At 61.4% G+C, this 16432-nt stretch carries 14 protein-coding genes and 1 pseudogene; 3 read left to right on the top strand and 12 right to left on the bottom strand.

Annotated elements, in window-relative coordinates:
- The first annotated feature begins 117 nt into the window (after positions 1–117).
- Positions 118–1278, top strand: a complete 1161-nt coding sequence (locus AACW30_RS02900; RefSeq protein WP_200624244.1) for an AAA family ATPase — start codon at positions 118–120, stop codon at positions 1276–1278.
- 928 nt (positions 1279–2206) lie between these two features.
- Here AACW30_RS02900 and AACW30_RS02895 read toward each other — a convergent pair.
- The 11 genes and pseudogenes from AACW30_RS02895 to AACW30_RS02845 form a co-directional block, all read right to left on the bottom strand.
- Positions 2207–3058 carry a transporter substrate-binding domain-containing protein gene (locus AACW30_RS02895; RefSeq protein WP_200624243.1) on the bottom strand — a complete coding sequence of 284 codons (852 nt, stop codon included), beginning with the start codon at positions 3056–3058 and terminating at the stop codon, positions 2207–2209.
- Positions 3055–3831 (bottom strand): amino acid ABC transporter ATP-binding protein, encoded by a 777-nt coding sequence (locus AACW30_RS02890; RefSeq protein ID WP_200624242.1) that lies wholly within the window; start codon positions 3829–3831, stop codon positions 3055–3057. Before AACW30_RS02890 ends, AACW30_RS02895 begins: the two co-directional genes overlap by 4 nt.
- A complete protein-coding gene (locus AACW30_RS02885) occupies positions 3828–4487 on the bottom strand; it encodes an amino acid ABC transporter permease (RefSeq protein ID WP_032884905.1) in 660 nt (219 codons plus the stop codon). Before AACW30_RS02885 ends, AACW30_RS02890 begins: the two co-directional genes overlap by 4 nt.
- Positions 4468–5133: an amino acid ABC transporter permease gene (locus AACW30_RS02880; RefSeq protein WP_106577379.1), complete on the bottom strand. Its 666-nt coding sequence runs from the start codon at positions 5131–5133 to the stop codon at positions 4468–4470. Before AACW30_RS02880 ends, AACW30_RS02885 begins: the two co-directional genes overlap by 20 nt.
- 430 nt (positions 5134–5563) lie before the next feature.
- Positions 5564–6346, bottom strand: coding sequence for a MetQ/NlpA family ABC transporter substrate-binding protein (locus AACW30_RS02875; RefSeq protein WP_200624241.1), 783 nt, complete (start codon positions 6344–6346; stop codon positions 5564–5566).
- 124 nt (positions 6347–6470) lie between these two features.
- Complete coding sequence (locus tag AACW30_RS02870; protein WP_106577377.1) at positions 6471–7412, bottom strand: sigma 54-interacting transcriptional regulator; 942 nt, start codon at positions 7410–7412, stop codon at positions 6471–6473.
- 49 nt (positions 7413–7461) lie between these two features.
- Positions 7462–8043, bottom strand: coding sequence for an alpha/beta hydrolase (locus tag AACW30_RS02865; protein ID WP_119738240.1), 582 nt, complete (start codon positions 8041–8043; stop codon positions 7462–7464).
- 307 nt (positions 8044–8350) lie between these two features.
- Positions 8351–8752: an ExbD/TolR family protein gene (locus AACW30_RS02860; RefSeq protein WP_106577375.1), complete on the bottom strand. Its 402-nt coding sequence runs from the start codon at positions 8750–8752 to the stop codon at positions 8351–8353.
- A 1-nt stretch (position 8753) separates the two neighbouring features.
- Complete coding sequence (locus tag AACW30_RS02855; RefSeq protein ID WP_106577759.1) at positions 8754–9476, bottom strand: MotA/TolQ/ExbB proton channel family protein; 723 nt, start codon at positions 9474–9476, stop codon at positions 8754–8756.
- A gap of 51 nt (positions 9477–9527) precedes the next feature.
- Positions 9528–10349, bottom strand: a complete 822-nt coding sequence (locus AACW30_RS02850; protein ID WP_200624240.1) for an energy transducer TonB — start codon at positions 10347–10349, stop codon at positions 9528–9530.
- A 396-nt stretch (positions 10350–10745) separates the two neighbouring features.
- Positions 10746–11598, bottom strand: a pseudogene (locus AACW30_RS02845) (LysR family transcriptional regulator).
- Positions 11599–11708: 110 nt separating this feature from the next.
- Between AACW30_RS02845 and AACW30_RS02840 the strand changes: the two are divergent.
- Entirely contained in the window at positions 11709–12908 is a 1200-nt protein-coding gene (locus AACW30_RS02840; RefSeq protein WP_200624239.1) for a CynX/NimT family MFS transporter, read from the top strand.
- On the opposite strand, the gene AACW30_RS02835 is transcribed toward AACW30_RS02840, so the two are convergent.
- Positions 12879–15170, bottom strand: coding sequence for a TonB-dependent receptor (locus AACW30_RS02835; RefSeq protein WP_442793502.1), 2292 nt, complete (start codon positions 15168–15170; stop codon positions 12879–12881). The two genes, AACW30_RS02840 and AACW30_RS02835, sit on opposite strands and share 30 nt — an antisense overlap.
- A gap of 179 nt (positions 15171–15349) precedes the next feature.
- On the opposite strand from AACW30_RS02835, the gene AACW30_RS02830 reads away from it, so the two are divergent.
- Complete coding sequence (locus AACW30_RS02830; RefSeq protein WP_200624237.1) at positions 15350–16294, top strand: LysR family transcriptional regulator; 945 nt, start codon at positions 15350–15352, stop codon at positions 16292–16294.
- Positions 16295–16432: the final 138 nt, after the last annotated feature.

Here is a 16432-nt window from a genome sequence, read left to right as displayed (position 1 = left end):
GCTCCTTTTACGTGATGCCGACTTGCCAGTGTGTATGCGACTGTGAGCTTAGATCAGGGTTCCTTATCTGCATGGAGGATCCCATACTTCAATGGTTCCCACGTCGACTGAATACCTATGTTGAAAACCCTGGCGGTGGCCAATTACCGCTCGATCAATAAATTGGTGGTGCCCCTGGACCGGCTGAACCTGGTCACCGGCCCCAATGGCAGCGGCAAGTCCAACCTGTATCGCGCCTTGCGCCTGCTGGCGGAAACCGCCCAAGGCGGCGTCATCAATGCGCTGGCCCGTGAAGGCGGGCTGGATTCAACCTTCTGGGCCGGCCCGGAAACCATCAGCCGGCGCATGCGCAACGGCGAGGTGCCGGTGGAGCCTACCGTACGCCAACGCGTGAAACGCTTGCGCCTTGGGTTCGCCGGGGAAGATTTCAGTTATGCAATTTCCCTTGGGCTGCCGGAAACGACCTCGTCGTACTTTTCACTCGACCCAGAAGTGAAAAAGGAATGCATCTGGGCCGGCCACATTTATCGCCCCGCCAGCCTTTTGGTGCAACGCTGCGGACCGATGGTTCGGGCCCGAGACGGGCGCACCTGGAATGTCGTGGCCCAGCACACGCCCAATTACCACAGCCTGTTCGATCAGGTGGGCAGCCTGCGCGGCTCGCCGGAGGTGTTGCTGCTGCGCGAAAGCATCCGTGGCTGGCGCTTTTATGATCACTTTCGCAGCGACGTGGACGCGCCCGTTCGCCAACCGCAACTGGGCACGCGTACCCCGGTGTTGCATCACGACGGGCGCGATTTGGCGGCGGCATTGCAGACCATCCGCGAGATCGGCGACCCAGAGGCATTGCAGCGCGCGGTCAGCGATGCATTCCCCGGCGCGCGCCTGAATATCCAGCCGTTGCAGGGCGGGCGCTTTGCGATTGAGTTTTATCAGGAAGGCTTGCTGCGGCCATTGTCGGCGGCCGAGCTGTCGGACGGCACCTTGCGTTACCTGCTGTTGATCGCGGCGCTGCTCACGCCACGGCCGCCGACCATGATGGTACTGAACGAGCCGGAAACCAGCCTGCACCCGGATTTGCTGCCGGCGCTGGCGCGTTTGATTATCCAGGCATCCCAGCATTGCCAGGTGTGGGTGGTGTCGCATGCCAGCCGGTTGATTGCGGCGTTGCAGCAGGATGAAGGGTGTAATTCGATTGTGTTGGAGAAGGTGATGGGCGAGACACGGATTGTGGGGCAAGGGATGTTGGATGCGCCGGCGTGGCATTGGCCGGAATAAGTGGTGATTGCACGGGCCCCTTCGCGGGCAAGCCCGCTCCCACATTAGCCTGCATTCCAAGGTGGGAACTCGGTCATAGGTGGGAGCTGGCTTGCCTGCGATAGGGGTAGAAGGTGGCATTGGCCGGAATAAGTGGTGATTGCACCGGCCTCTTCGCGGGCAAGCCCGCTCCCACATTAGCCTGTATTTCACGGTTGGAACTCGGTCAAAGGTGGGAGCTGGCTTGCCTGCGATAGGGGTAGAAGGTGGCATTGGCCGGAGTAGGTGCAGTGACTGCACCGGCCTCTTCGCGGGCAAGCCCGCTCCCACATTAGCCTGCATTCCAAGGTTGGAACTCGGTCAAAGGTGGGAGCTGGCTTGCCTGCGATAGGGGTAGAAGGTGGCATTGGCCGGAGTAGGTGCAGTGGCTGCACTGGCCTCTTCGCGGGCAAGCCCGCTCCCACATTAGCCTGCATTCCAAGGTTGGAACTCGGTCAAAGGTGGGGGCTGGCTTGCCTGCGATAGCGGTACAACGTGGCATTGGCCGGAGTAGGTGCAGTGGCTGCACCGGCCTCTTCGCGGGCAAGGCCGCTCCCACATTAGCCTGCATTCCAAGGTGGGAACTCGGTCAAAGGTGGGAGCTGGCTTGCCTGCGATAGGGGTAGAAGGTGGCATTGGCCGGAGTAGGTGCAGTGACTGCACTGGCCTCTTCGCGGGCAAGCCTGCTCTCACATTAGCCTGTATTCAAGGGTTGGAACTCGGTCAAAGGTGGCAGCTGGCTTGCCTGCGATAGCGGTAGAACGTGGCATTGGCCGGAGTAGGTGCAGTGACTGCATAGGCCTCTTCGCGGGCAAGCCCGCTCCCACATTAGCCTGCATTCCAAGGTTGGAACTCGGTCAAAGGTGGGAGCTGGCTTGCCTGCGATAGCGGTGTGACAGTCAGCGCGGGATCAACCCTGCCACTTACCGCCCTCAACAATCACACTCTCAGGCTTGGTGTCATCGCTCAGCTCTTTACGCACATATTGGTCGTACAGCTTGAGCAGGAACTTCTCCTCACCCAACTTCGCCAACTCGGTATTCACCCAGTCGCGCAGTTCGATGTTGCCCTTCTTCACGGCTGGCGCAATCGGTGCTTCATCACCGAGTTTCTCTTCCAGCACGCGGTAGCCCGGGTTCTGCTTGGCCCAGCTGAACAGCACCAGGTTGTCTTGCGCGTACGCATCGCCACGCCCGGCGGACAGCGCCTGCAGGGACTCGGAGTTTTTCTCGAACTTGAGCAGTTTCCAGTCCGGGTGGTTTTTGGTCAGCCAGATATCGGCGGTGGTGCCGGTAGTGACGATGGTGGTGCGGGTGGCCAGGTCATCCAGGCTTTTCACCGAGCTGTCCTGCGGCACCAAAGCCTGTACCGCCACTTTCAGGTTGGGATTGGTGAAGTCCACCGCTTCCTTGCGCTCCGGCGTGACGGTCATGTTGGCAAGGATCAGGTCGACCTTGTCGCTCTGCAGGAACGGAATACGGCTGGCCGGTTCGACGGCGACAAACTCGACCTTGTTTTCATCGCCCAACAGGTCCTTGGCGAATTGGCGGCCGATGTCGGTATCAAAGCCGACGTAACGACCGGCTTCGTTCACAAAACCGAACGGCGGTTTGTCGGTGAATACGCCGACGATCAGCTTGTCCCGCGCTTTGATCTTGTCGATGTAGCTGGCAGCCGCGACGGGTTTGGCAGGCTCTTCAGCCTTTTTATCGCAGCCGGCCAGTAAGGCGACGGCAAACAGTGGCAGCAGTAGTTTTTTCATATCAGCTCCAATTCCTTGGTTTTCTTGGGCAGTGTTGAAACAAAGGAGAACTTCTCCAGGAACTGCTGCGCGCGTGCGGTTTGCGGGTTCGTAAAGAATTCTTCGGGGGTGTTGTGCTCAAGGATGCGACCGGCCTCCATGAACACCACGCGGTCGGCGACGGCGCGGGCGAAGGCCATTTCATGGGTGACGATCAACAAGGTCATGCCGTCGCGGGCCAGACCTTGAATCACTTCCAGCACTTCCTTGACCATTTCCGGGTCGAGGGCGGCGGTGACTTCGTCAAACAGCATCACTTGCGGGTTCATGCACAGCGAACGGACGATGGCGATGCGTTGCTGCTGACCACCTGACAGCTGGCGTGGGAAGGCGTCGCGCTTGTCGGCCAGGCCAACGCGTTCGAGTAATTTTTCCGCTTGGGCACGGGCTTCGCGAGGCGCGCGTTTTTGCACTTTCAGTGGGCCGAGCAGGATGTTGTCGAGCACGCTCATGTGTGGGAACAGGTGGTAACTCTGGAACACCATGCCCACGTCCTGACGCACCTGGCGCCAATCGGTATTTTTGTCCAGCAGCTCTCTGCCGGCAAAACGCAGGCTGCCGCTGTGCGCCACTTCCAGGCCGTTGAGGCAGCGCAGCAAGGTGCTTTTGCCGCAGCCGCTGGGGCCGAGGATCACCACCACCTCGCCGCTTTGCACGCTCAGGTCGATGCCCTTGAGCACCTGCTGCTCGCCGAAGAATTTGTTGAAAGCCTGGAACTCGATCAATGCGCTCATGCTTGGGCCCAGCGCCGTTCCAGCACCTTGGAGGCGGCTGACAACGGGTAGCAGATAAAGAAGAAAAACAGGAACAGCACGCCGTAGATCAGTACTGACTCATAGGTGCGTTCGATGATTTGCTGGCCAACCTTGATTACGTCCACCACGCCGATCAGCACCGCCAGTGAGCTGGTCTTGATGATGCGCGTGTAGACGTTGATGGTTGGCGGCGTCATGCGCTTGAGGGCCTGGGGCAGCAGCACGTAGCCGTACAGCTGCGGGTCGGACAGGCCAATCGACAACCCGGCCTCGCGCTGGCCACGCGGCAGCGAATGCAGCGCGCCACGGACCACTTCGCCGACCTCGCTGGCGCCCCACAATGACAGCACCAGCACCGCGCACCAGAAGCTCGGAATGCTCAGGCCGAAGAAAATCGGCAGGCCGAAAAACAGCAGGTACAACCACACCAGCACCGGGATCGCGCGAAACAGCTCCAGGTACACCCGCAGCACCGCGTTGATCAGCGTGTTATTGAGCGTGCGCAGCACGCCGTACAGCACGCCGCCGACGGTGCTGAAGGCAATGCTCAAAAATGAAATCGACAGCGTTTGCGCAGCGCCCTTGCCCAGTTGCGGCAACGACACCCACAACAACTCAAGACCCGAACTGGCCATGCTGGAGCCTCCTTTCCAGGCGGCTGAGCAGCAGCGACAGCGGCAAAAACAACAGCACGCAGATCAGCGTCAGCACGGCGAGCATTTCGTAGGTTTTGTAGTAGAGCGCGATGTAGCTCTTGGTGGTGTAGAGAATCTCCGGCACCGCCACGGCCGACACCACCGTGGTCTCCTTGAGCAGAAAGATGAAATTGGCGAACAGCGCCGGCAGGCTGAGGATGCCGGCTTGAGGCAGGATCACATGGCGCAGCAGCTGCCAGTCGGACAGGCCGATGGACTTGCCCGACTCGATCTGCGCCAGCGGCACTGCCTCCACACCGGCGCGCAGCACTTCGGTGAGGTAGGCGCCGCCGAGGAAGGTCATGGTGATGATCGCCGCCCAGAACCCGGAGATATTGAACCCCAGCGCCGGCAAGGCGAAGTACACAAAAAACAGTTGGATCAGCAGCGGCGTGTTGCGCGCCAGCTCCACATACAGCGCCACCAGGCGCGACAGGTACGGCGTGCGAAACACCAGCAGCGCGGCGTTGATCAGTGCCACCAGCAACGAGGTGGCAATGGCGATCAGGCCCACTTGCAGCGTCACCCCAACGGCGCTGAGAAACGCCGGCAAGGTGCTGAGGATAAAAGCGAAATCGAAGGTCATCTTGAGTCCATGACGCCGCAAGGGTAATGCAGCGGGCGCAGTCCGGTCCGGCGTGGGTAACGCCGGGTAGCGCGAACTTTAAAGGTATAAAAAGCAAAATTTAAATACCCAAATAGCATATTGATATCACCCAAAAAGATAACCGCCGGATTCGCGGGTTGTCCGGGTGACGGCTAGGGTTGGGGGGTCTGAGATTCGAGGGATTGAACCATGAACGAAGCGAAACCGATTGATCCGCAGGAGCTGGTGAAGTGGTTGATGGCGTTGCGCCGGGCGATCAATACACAAAACAGGTAAGCCTGCGCCAATCAAATGTGGGAGGGGGCTTGCCCCCTCCCACATTTGATTGGCATTCCAAACTTCAGGCATAAAAAACGCCGACGCTAAGTGAGCCGTCGGCGTTCAAACCTTGAAGGGGGTTTTGTTTACATCAGAACGCAGGCACTACCGCGCCTTTGTACTTGGAATCGATGAACGCTTTGACTTCAGGGCTGGTCAGGGCCTTGGCCAGCTTCTGGATAGCGTCGCTGTCCTTGTTGTCCGGGCGTGCCACCAGGAAGTTCACGTACGGCGACTTGGCGTCTTCGATGATCAGTGCGTCTTTGGCTGGGTTCAGGCCAGCTTCCAGCGCGTAGTTGGTGTTGATCAAGTCCAGGTCAACCTGGTCCAGCACGCGTGGCAGCAGCGCCGATTCCAGCTCTTTGAATTTCAGGTGTTTCGGGTTGCTGGCGATGTCTTTCGGCGTGGCCAGGGCGTTGCTTGGGTCTTTGAGGGTGATCACACCGGCTTTCTGCAGCAGCAACAGGGCGCGGCCGCTGTTGGAGCCTTCGTTCGGGATGGCCACGGTGGCGCCATCTTTCAACTCAGAAATGTTCTTGATCTTTTTCGAGTAACCGCCGAAAGGCTCAACGTGCACACCGATCACAGTGACCAGGTTGGTGCCCTTGCCCTTGTTGAAGTTTTCCAGGTACGGCAGGGTCTGGAAGTAGTTGGCGTCCAGACGCTTCTCGGCCACTTGCACGTTAGGTTGCACGTAGTCGGTGAATACTTTGATCTCCAGGTCCACGCCTTCTTTGGCCAGGGTCGGTTTGACCAGCTCAAGGATCTCGGCGTGCGGGATCGGCGTGGCGGCAATCACCAGTTTCTCGTTCGCCTGGGCGAAGCTTGCAGTCAGGGCAGCCGCCAGTGCGGTAAACAACAGAACCTTTTTCATGCAGTGTCCTTATCGAAATTCCGGGGCGTCTCTGACGACCGTTTTTATGGTGTGCCAGCGAAGTGCTATCGCGGCGTGGAGTGGACAATACCTAGATTTTTTATTCCCGAACAATATCTTTTATTCACTTTGATATTCCATTTTGCTCATGTAGCTGCTGTTCATTTAGAAAGCCGAGCAAGGTTTGCCGCTCGGCGGCGCTGGCACTCGCGAAGATCCGCTGCACCTGTTCCAGTGGCGAGCCCGCCACCGGCAGGTTGAGATGTTCGGGCAAAATCTCATCACCACTGCTCACCAGCAACGCAAAGTGAATAACGTTTTCCAGCTCGCGGGTATTGCCCGGCCAGCTGTGGAGTTCCAACACACGCTGGGCGGCATCACTGATCAGCGGCACCGGCAGGTCCAGACGCTGGCTGTAGATGCCGAGAAAATACTCGGCCAGGGACAGGATGTCGCCGACCCGCTCACGCAAAGCCGGCAGGTCGAGCCGGCCTTCACTCAAGTAATGGAACAGGCGCTCGTGAAACTTGCCCGCCGCCACCGCTTGGGCCAGGTCGATGCTGGTGGCGGCGACCAGGCGCACATCCACCGGACTGGGCTGGTGGGCGCCGACACGGGTGACTTCGTGATTTTCCAGGGCGGCGAGCAATTTCACCTGGATCGGCAACGGCAAGTCGCCGATCTCATCCAGGTACAAGGTGCCGCCGTTGGCCGACCCGAACCACCCGGCCCGGCTGCTCGCCGCGCCGCTGTGGCTGCCGGCCGCGTAGCCAAACAGTTCGGCATCGGCGTAAGTGGGGCTGATCGCGCCGCAGTTGACCGAGACAAACAACCCGGTGCGGTCGCTGCCACGGTGGATATGCCGCGCCAGGAGTTCCTTGCCGCTGCCGGTCTCACCGCGAATCAACACCGGCAAGGCGCGCGGCGCCAGGCTTTCCAGGTCCTCACGCAATTGACGCGAGCGCGGGTCGACAAACACCAGGGCCTTGGCACGGATGCTCAGCGGGCTTTTTTCGGCGTCGGGGAAGGTCAGCAAGGGCTGGCCGTAGGTTTCATGCAGACTCATGGCAGGCTCCCGCCCCAAATCCACTCAGGGACGGGGCGTTGAAAAATGTTCAGGCAGTACGCCGGGCGTGGTGCTCAAGGCGATTTTGCAGGCGATAGAGGTAGGCGAAGCCCTGCTCCCAGCGCTGGTGGCCGGACTTCACATTGATATGGCCGGCGCCGGACAGAATCCCGGCCTCCGCGCCCCAATTGCGCGCCAGTTCCAGGGCCCGCGGGGCGCTGACGGCGCTGTCGTTGTCGGAGCTGACCACTTGGCTGGGAAACGGCAGCAGGTCGCTCGGGATCGGTGCGAAGTTGCGCAAGGCCGGTGAGCAGGCCGGGCGTTCGACATCCGCCGGAGCCACCAGCAAAGCGCCACGAACCTGACGCAGAAAGTGCACCGGCGCAGTGGCGGCCCAATGCGCGACGGTGATGCAACCCAGGCTATGGGCGATCAGGATCACCGGCGTGCTGTCGGCGGCGATGGCCTCGGCGAGTGCGGCCACCCAGTCTTCGCGACGCGGCGTCAGCCAATCGGCCTGCTCCACCCGCGCGCTGTTGGGCAGGCTGTTCTGCCAATGGGTTTGCCAATGATCTTCTGGCGATCCTTGCCAGCCCGGCACGATCAGATAACGAATCGACTCGCTGTGCATGGGTGTGCCCTCCTGCAGCGTTTAACGTTGCTGACCAGTATAGGGACGGGGGTTATATTCGTTAAGGAATAAGAAGCTATTTATTAATAACCAAAAACTCAAAGACGAAAAGGATCAAAAGGTGGGAGCAGGCTGGCTCGCGAAGGCGGTATATCAGACAGCGCATCTGCTACTGACCCACCGTATTCGCGAGCAAGCCCGCTCCCACATAGACCTCATTTCGCATCGAGCTTCAGCGGAATTTCAGGCAAAAAAAAGGCCGCACCCTGCCAAGGAGACGGCCAAAAAATTGTCGAGGCATTTGAAATTAACGTGCAGTAATCACCGACAACTTGGTAATCCCCGCGCGTTCGATAGACGCCATGGCTCGCGCCACTTCGCCGTAGTTCACGCCATTGTCAGCCTGCAGTTGCACCCGCACATCGGGGTCCTTGGCCTTGGCCGCCTGCAGGTTGAACTCCAGCAGGTCCGGCTGGATTTCGTCCTTGTTGATAAACAGTTTGCCGGCGCCGTCGATACTCACCACCAGCGGGTCTTTCTGCTCAACCGGCGCCACGGCTTCGGTCTTGGGCAGGTTGATCGGGATCGCGTTGGTCAACAGCGGCGCAGTGACGATAAACACCACCAGCAGCACCAGCATCACGTCCACCAGCGGCGTCACGTTGATCTCGCTCAGCACCTCGTCACTGTCTTGCGTGGAAAAGGCCATCTCAGGACGCCTCCTTCACTTTCTGCGGGTTGCCGGCTGCGTTCTTGGTCAGCGCAGGGTGCAACAGCACGCGGAAAGAGTTTTTCTGCGCCAGGCTGTAGAAGTCGTGGGCAAAGTCGTCAAGGTCAGCAGCCGTCAGCTTCAAACGACGCAGGAAATAGTTGTAGACCAGCACCGCCGGCACCGCGACGGCGATACCGACACCGGTGGCCACCAGCGCCGCACCAATCGGGCCGGCCACGGTTTCCAGGCTGGCGGAGCCGGCGGCGCTGATGCCTTTCAACGCTTCCATGATCCCCCACACGGTGCCGAACAGGCCGATAAACGGCGAGGTGCTGCCGATACTGGCGACCACGGCCAGGCCGGTTTCCAGCGAGCGACGCTCACGCACGATCTGCTGACGCAGGGCGCGTTCGAGGCGGTCCTGATGGTTGATGGCCTGGCTCAGGTCCGCAGCGTGAGGCGCGTCACCCACCTGGATCGCGGCATAACCGGCCTGGGCCACACGCGCTGCGGCGCCGGGCTGGGTGTCGGCCAGTTCGGCGGCCGAGTCGAGACTCGACGCCGCCCAGAACTGTTTATGGAATTTGCGATCCTGGGCCTTGAGGCGACCGAACTGCACGCCCTTGAGCAAGGCGAAACCCCAGGTGGCGACTGAAAAGGCCACCAGCAGCCAGATCACCGCGCTTTCGATGGATTCAAGTGGAGATGCTAATGCCATGATGTTTTCCCTCTGTGCAGGTCGCGACGTGTCCAACACACCGCTGCCGAATAGTTAGTGAATCTTGAAATCGATCGGTACGCTGACCCAGCCGTCCTGGGCCACATCGCCCTGCTTGGCCGGCACGAAGCTCCAACGCTTCACCGCGGTCAGTGCGGCGTCATCGAGTTGCTGACGACCGCTGCTTTTCTGGATCTGGATCTCGCCCGGCTTGCCGCTGGCCAACACATGCACCCTGAGCAACACCGTGCCTTCCCAACCGCGACGCTGGGCCAGTGACGGGTACTCCGGCGCCGGGTTCTTCAGGTACGCGGCGTTTGCCGAAGCGGGTGTCACCGGTGCCGGCGACGGTGGCGCGGCTGGCGCGGGCGGTGCAGGTGGCGCCGGCGTCGGTGGCGCGGGCGGCTGCTCGACCGGTTTCGGTGCAGGCTTGGGCTCGGGCTTGGGCACCGGCTTGGGTTTAGGCTTGGGAATCGGTTTTGGCGGCGCCGGCTTGGCGGCCAATTCATCCACCACCGGCGGCGGTGGCTCGACCACAGGTGGCGGTGGCGGTGGCGGCACGGGCGGTGGTGGTTCAACCACCGGCGGCGCCGGCTGGGAAAATTCGATCGTCATCGGCGGGATTTCCGGCGGCACAATCGGCAACACCGGCGTCGGCTTCTGGCTCACCCAATAGATCACCGCGCCGTGCAGCGCCAACACCAGTAAGCCGAGCAGAAGCCCTTCGCGACGGCTCGAGAAGCGCTTCGGGATTTTCTGCAAACGCAATTGCCCCAACGGCGCGCGATGCGGCCGGCCAAGGTCGACCAACTCACCACCCGGTGCCTGGCGCCATTGCGCCTCGGGTGCACTGGCGGCGGTCTGGACATTGCCCATTGATTCACTCCCTACGGTTTTCACACAAAAAAACCGACAGGCCTGCCTTGGCGGCCGTCGAGGGCTGAATCATCGGGGCCAGACGCTTATCTCTTAAAGTAATCTTTAAAGTTATACATAGATCTAAATTGAATAACAGAAACATCCTGAAACGCCAAAGCCACGGCCTGCGCGGCCTGTGGCGAAGGCGCGGTTTTTCGATGCATTTCAGGCATAAAAAATATTCAGTAAAGGCATCGAATGCGGCGGGTGGGCTTGCCCCGCGCGGGGTTGCGCAGCAGACCCGCCGGGAAACAACGCGGTGTCAGGTAGACCGGTTGGGCAGGTTTTGAGGCAGCTACACAGCCCAACGCGGGGCAAGGCCGCTCGCCAGGAACATGGCGCTCAGCGACTGCTTTACGCTGGGCTGTTGGCGCATAACGCGAGCAATTGACGTTGCAACGTCTGCCCGGCTGCGCCCAACCCGCTGCGGCCATATAACGCCAGGCGCACGCCTTGCACCGCGGGCAAACCACTGTCCTCGCCGAGCACCACGTGCCCCGGTTGCACTACCCGGCGTGGTAACAGGCTGATACCGAGCCCCGCCGCCACTGCCGAACACACACTGGCCAGGCCGGCGCTGGAATAGCCGATGCGCCAGCGCCAGCCGCCCACTTCCAGGTGATGCAGCCATTTCATTGCGGTACAACCCACCCACCGGAAACGCCACCAAGGGCAACGGGTCGCGGCCCAGTGACGGCATGCTGCGGCTGTCGACCCAGCACAGGGGCTCCGGCCACGACGCCAGGCAGTCATCGCTGTCACCCATTTGCTTGACCAGCAACACGTCGAACTCACCTGCACGGTATTGACGCTGCAGCTCCGGGCCGAGGCCGCTGGTGACTTCCAGGCGCACGCGCGGGTAGGCCACCACAAACGACGACAGCAACGGCATCAGCCGTTCAGCGGCAAAGTCCTCTGGCACCCCCAGGCGCAGCACGCCGTCGCTTTGCTGAGTGATCAGCACGTCGGCAGCCTCTTCATGCAGCGCGAGGATGCGCCGCGCGTACGCCAGCAAGCGCTCACCCTCGGCGGTGGCCACCACGCGGCGTTGATCGCGGTCGAGCAACTGGCACGCCACGGCCTCTTCCAGGCGGCGGATCTGCTGGCTCACGGTGGACTGGGTCACGTGCAGGCGCTCGGCGGCGCGGGTGAAATTGCCGCAATCCACCACGGCGACAAAACTGCGTAACAACACGGGGTCGAACATGGCGCTTCACCATTGCGTTTGCCACTGATTGGCATGGTTATATTTAATTTCAGAATACCTCGCGAGCTGCCCATACTTCCTGCCTCTTTTGCACACCGAAAAGGTCCTGCATGCCGCTCAACCCTTCATTCATGAGCAGACTTGCCGGTTGGGGCCTGCTGGTAGTGCTTGGCCTGAACCTACGGCCGATCCTCAGTTCCATCAGCCCATTGCTCGGCGAGATTCGCCAGGCCACGGGCCTGAGTTTCCAAAGCAGCGCCCTGCTCACCAGCCTGCCGGTGGTGTGCATGGGCCTGGTGGCGCTGGTCGGCGTGCGCGTCGAGGCGCGACTGGGCGAGCGGCGCGGTATTGCCCTGGGCTTGATGATGATTCTGCTGGCGTGCCTGGCGCGCTGGTTGATGGCCCAGGCGTCGGCGTTACTGGTCACGGCCTTGCTCGGCGGCGCCGGTGTGGCGCTGATCCAGGCGTTGGTACCGGCGATGATCAAGCGGGAATTTCAGCACCGTGTGCCGGTGGCGATGGGCGTGTATTCGGCCTCGTTGATGGCCGGTGGCGGGCTGGCCGCGCTGCTCAGCCCGGTGGTGGCTACGCACTTCCAGCAATGGCAGGCGGGGTTGGGCGTGTGGCTGCTGCCGGCGCTGGGGGCGTTGCTGTTGTGGGCGTGGTTGCCTTTGGGTGCGCCGCGCAATCCTCACATGGCCCCCACGTTCAAAGGCCTGCGCAATCGTCGCGCGTGGCTGCTGGCGCTGTATTTCGGTTTGGTGAACTGCGGCTACATGAGCATGGTGGCGTGGCTGCCTGCGTACTATCAGCAACTGGGCTGGGGCGTGTTGCCGAGCGGTTCGCTGCTGGCCTTCATGACCATCTTCCAGGTGATCGCCGCGCTGTTGATGCCGGTGCTGGCGCAACGCGGAGTCGACCGTCGTCCGCTGCTGGGCATCAGCCTGTTGGCGCAAACCATCGGCTACCTCGGCCTGATCATCGCGCCGCTGGACTATCCGCACCTGTGGGTGGCGCTGTGCGGCTTCGGCCTGGGCGCGTGTTTCGCCCTGAGCCTGCTGCTGACCCTCGACCATCACCGCGACCCACGCCAAGCCGGGCAACTGGCCGCCTTCGTGCAAGGCGTGGGCTTTCTGATCAACGCGATTTCACCGTGGCTGACCGGCTGGCTGCGCCAACTCACCGGCGGCTTTGTCAGCGCCTGGGTGGTGCTGACGGTGACCGCGGTGGCGATGCTGCTGGTGACACGGGTGTTCAGCCCGGCCACCTATCGCAGCGCATCAGAAGTCGTAGCGCCCAGTCACGCCTAACGTGCGCGGTGTGCCCAGCAGGCCTTCGTAGCCGCCGTTGCCGCCGGTCCACAGGGTGGTGTAGTAGGTTTTGTCGAAGGCGTTTTTCAGCCACAACGACACGTCCCACTGCCCTTGCTGATAGTTGCCGCGCAGGCCGGTGGAGAGGTTCACCACGGCGTAGGCGGGGATCTGCCCGTAGTCGGAATCCTCGACGGTGCCCACTGCTTTGGAGCGGAACGCGTAGCTGGCAGTCACGTAGGGTTCGAAGCCGTTATCCAGGTTCCACTTGTACTCACCGTTGGCGTTGGCGATCCACTTGGACGCGCCGACCACCTGGTGGCCCATCAGGTCGCAGGACGCCGGCGCACCGGGGCGCAGGCTGACTTCCGGTGGGCACGGCGCATCCTTGTAAGACAGGTAACTCACATCGTTGAACGAGCCGTTGAGGTTCAGCGTCAGGCCCTTGAGCGGCACCAGCGTGCTTTCCACTTCAACCCCGCGCGAGCGCACGGAGCCAGCGTTGGTCAGGTACTGCACGCGGTTGTCCTGGTCGTAGGCGTTGGTCTGGTAGCCGTTGACCTGGGTCCAGAACAGGTTGGCATTGAGCTGCAGGCGGCGGTCCCACAGCGTGCTCTTGAAGCCCAGCTCGGCGTTGTTGGCGCGCTCGGTGCCGATCAACAGTGAGTCGGCCCCGGCGGTCGGCGCGGAGCCCACAGCCAGGTTGACCCCACCGGACTTCTCGCCATGAGACAAGGTCGCGTAGCCCAGCAGGTTCTCATTGAAGTGATAGCTGAGGTTCAGCAGCCCAGACGGCGTTGCGCTGTACTGGCTGAGGTCGCCCGAGTCGTACACCCCGGCACGCCCGCGCCGCGCCGTGGCTGCGGCGCCGGTCACCGCCGCGCCCCCCACTGGCGCATTGCGCGTGACCCAGGCACTTTTCTCTTCATAGGTGCCGCGCAGGCCGGCCGTGAAATCCAGGCGCTCGGTGAGGTGCCAGGTGCCTTGGGCGAACAGGGCAAAACTGTCGGTGCGGATATGCCCGTTGCCGACGCTGCTCACATTGTTCAACGCGCCGGCTGGCGTGCCGTTCCAGATATCCGCCTTGGGCCCGTAGTAGGCAAAGGATTTGTTATCCAGCGAATTGCCGAAGTAATAAGCGCCCAGCACGTAGTCGAAGAAGCCACCGGTAGGCGAGGCCAGGCGGAACTCCTGGGACCACTGTTTATCTTCCACCGACACCCCGGCGTTATACGCCGCCGGGACATTGAGGCCGTCATCGTTGCGCGGGGTGAAATTCCACCAGCGATACGAGCTGACCGAGGTCAGGGTTAAGTCGCTGGGCAGGGTCCAGTTGGCCTCCACAGACGTGCCGCCCTGGAACACGGTAACGTGCTGGTCGTTGTCCAGATTGACCTTGCGGTGAGTGCCATCCACCAGTGTCGCTCCCGCCGCCGTTGCCCGCGATTGATACAGGTTGGTGCCATTGATGGTCGGCCCGGTGCTGTACAGCACGCGGGTGCCGGCGCTGGAATCTTCCTCGTTGTAGTCGCCGATCCAGCGCAGGTTGAATGTCTCGCTGGGCTTGTACAGCAACTGCCCGCGAAAGCCCTGGCGTGAGCCGCCGTTGAGGTCGTGGCCGTTGTATTCGTTTTTGATATCGCCGTCGCTGCGCGTGCGATAAGCCGAAAAACGCCCGGCGAGGTCATCGGTGAGCGGGCCGGAAATAGTGCCCTTGGTCTGGAAATAACCGTCCTCGCCCAACGAGGTTTCAATGCTGCGTTCCGGAGTAAAACTTGGCGCGCGGGTGCTGATATTGATCACGCCTGCGGTGGTGTTTTTGCCGAACAGCGTGCCTTGCGGGCCACGCAACACTTCAAGCTGTTCGATGTCCATCAAATCGAACACCGCCATGCCCGGTCGGCCGAGGTACACGTTGTCGATGTACAGCCCCACGCTGCCTTCCAGGCCGTCGCTGGCCGGGTTGTTGCCCAAGCCGCGAATCGACACGCTGGACTGGCGCGCATGCATGTAGGCAACGTTGACGCTGGGCACCAGTTGCTGCAAATCCTGAATCCGATAGACCCGCTGACTCTCCAGCGCCTGGCCGCCAATCACACTCATGGGCGTGGGCACTTCCTGGGCGCTTTCGGTGCGCCGACGCGCGGTCACCGTGACCGTCTCAAGCTGGCCGCTGGCGTTTTCGCCCTTGCTTTCCGGTGCGGGCGTTTCGGCGGCCTGGGTCGGCGACCAACTGGTGCTACCGGCCAGTAACATGGCCATCGGCAAGGACTTCAACAGACTCATAAGCGGCTCCGGACCCCGGAAATATCCCTTATCGAATATTCCATTAGGTTATTTATTTATGTTTTTACGAACATTTACTGCATAAGAGATAGCCTTTATAAGGAGTCGACCTAATGCATAGCCAATGCATTTCCCGGATATTTTTGATGTGAAAAATGCATATCGATCTGCGCCAACTTCGCCACTTCATCGCCCTCGCTGAACAGCGCAGTTTTGTCGCGGCAGCGTTGGTCGTGAACCTCTCGCAGTCGGCCTTCAGCCGCAGCATCCAGGCGCTGGAACACAGCGCCGGGTGCCAACTCGTGGACCGTGGCCGCAAGGACCTGGCGCCCACCAAGCAAGGCCAGGTGCTGCTCGAACATGCGCGTCGGCTGGTCAGCGGCGCGCAGCAACTGGCCAACGAGATCAGCCAGTTCAATGGCCTTGAGGCCGGTGAATTGCGCTTCGGCTGCGGTCCGGCACCGGCGGCCGGGTTGATCCCGCGCGCCATCGGCAGTTTTATCGGGCGTTACCCCAAGGCGCGCGTGCAGTTCCAGGTGGATGACTGGCAAAGCCTGAGCAAGCGCCTGCTCAGCGAAGAGTTCGAATTTTTCGTCGCCGATACCCGCCACTTCGAAGCCAACCCGGACTATCACACCCACCGCCTGCGCCCGCGACGCTGGTATTTCTGCTGCCGCGCCGGGCACCCGTTGGCCATGCGCAGCAGCGTGAGCGCCGCCGAGCTGATGAGCTATCCACTGGCCGTGACCCTCCGCCCGCCGAACCTGCGCAAGGTCATTGTCGACCTCAGCGGCCGGCCGGATTACCTGCCCAATGTGGAATGCGAAAACGGCTACAGCCTGATGGGCGTGGTGCTGCGTTCGGACGCTATCGGCATCGTCAGCGCCAACAGCGATGTGCTGCACATGGCGCGGGGCGAGTTGGTGTGTTTGACGATTGATGGGCTGGCGGAAGACCTGGAGGAGCGATACACCCGCTATGGCATTGTCAGCCGCGCGGGGTATCGATTGTCGCCGCTGGCCGAAGCGATGATCGAGCAGATCAAGCAGATTGATGAGTTGGATGAGGATGTGTGTGCATTGGAGAATGTCGCTGTTTGAGTAAACGCCTTCGCGAGCGAGCCCGCTCCCACAGTTGAACGCATTCCAAATGTGGGAGCGGGCTTGCTCGCGAAGGCGTCAGCAGTAGCACCCATGCATTCGCTGCATAAAACCCAGTCCTCAAATGCACTTGCCAGT

This window comes from Pseudomonas sp. MF6747 (assembly GCF_963890955.1).
GTDB lineage: Bacteria > Pseudomonadota > Gammaproteobacteria > Pseudomonadales > Pseudomonadaceae > Aquipseudomonas.
Note: the sequence above shows the minus strand (reverse complement) of the source record. Positions and strands in the feature narration are given on the sequence as shown.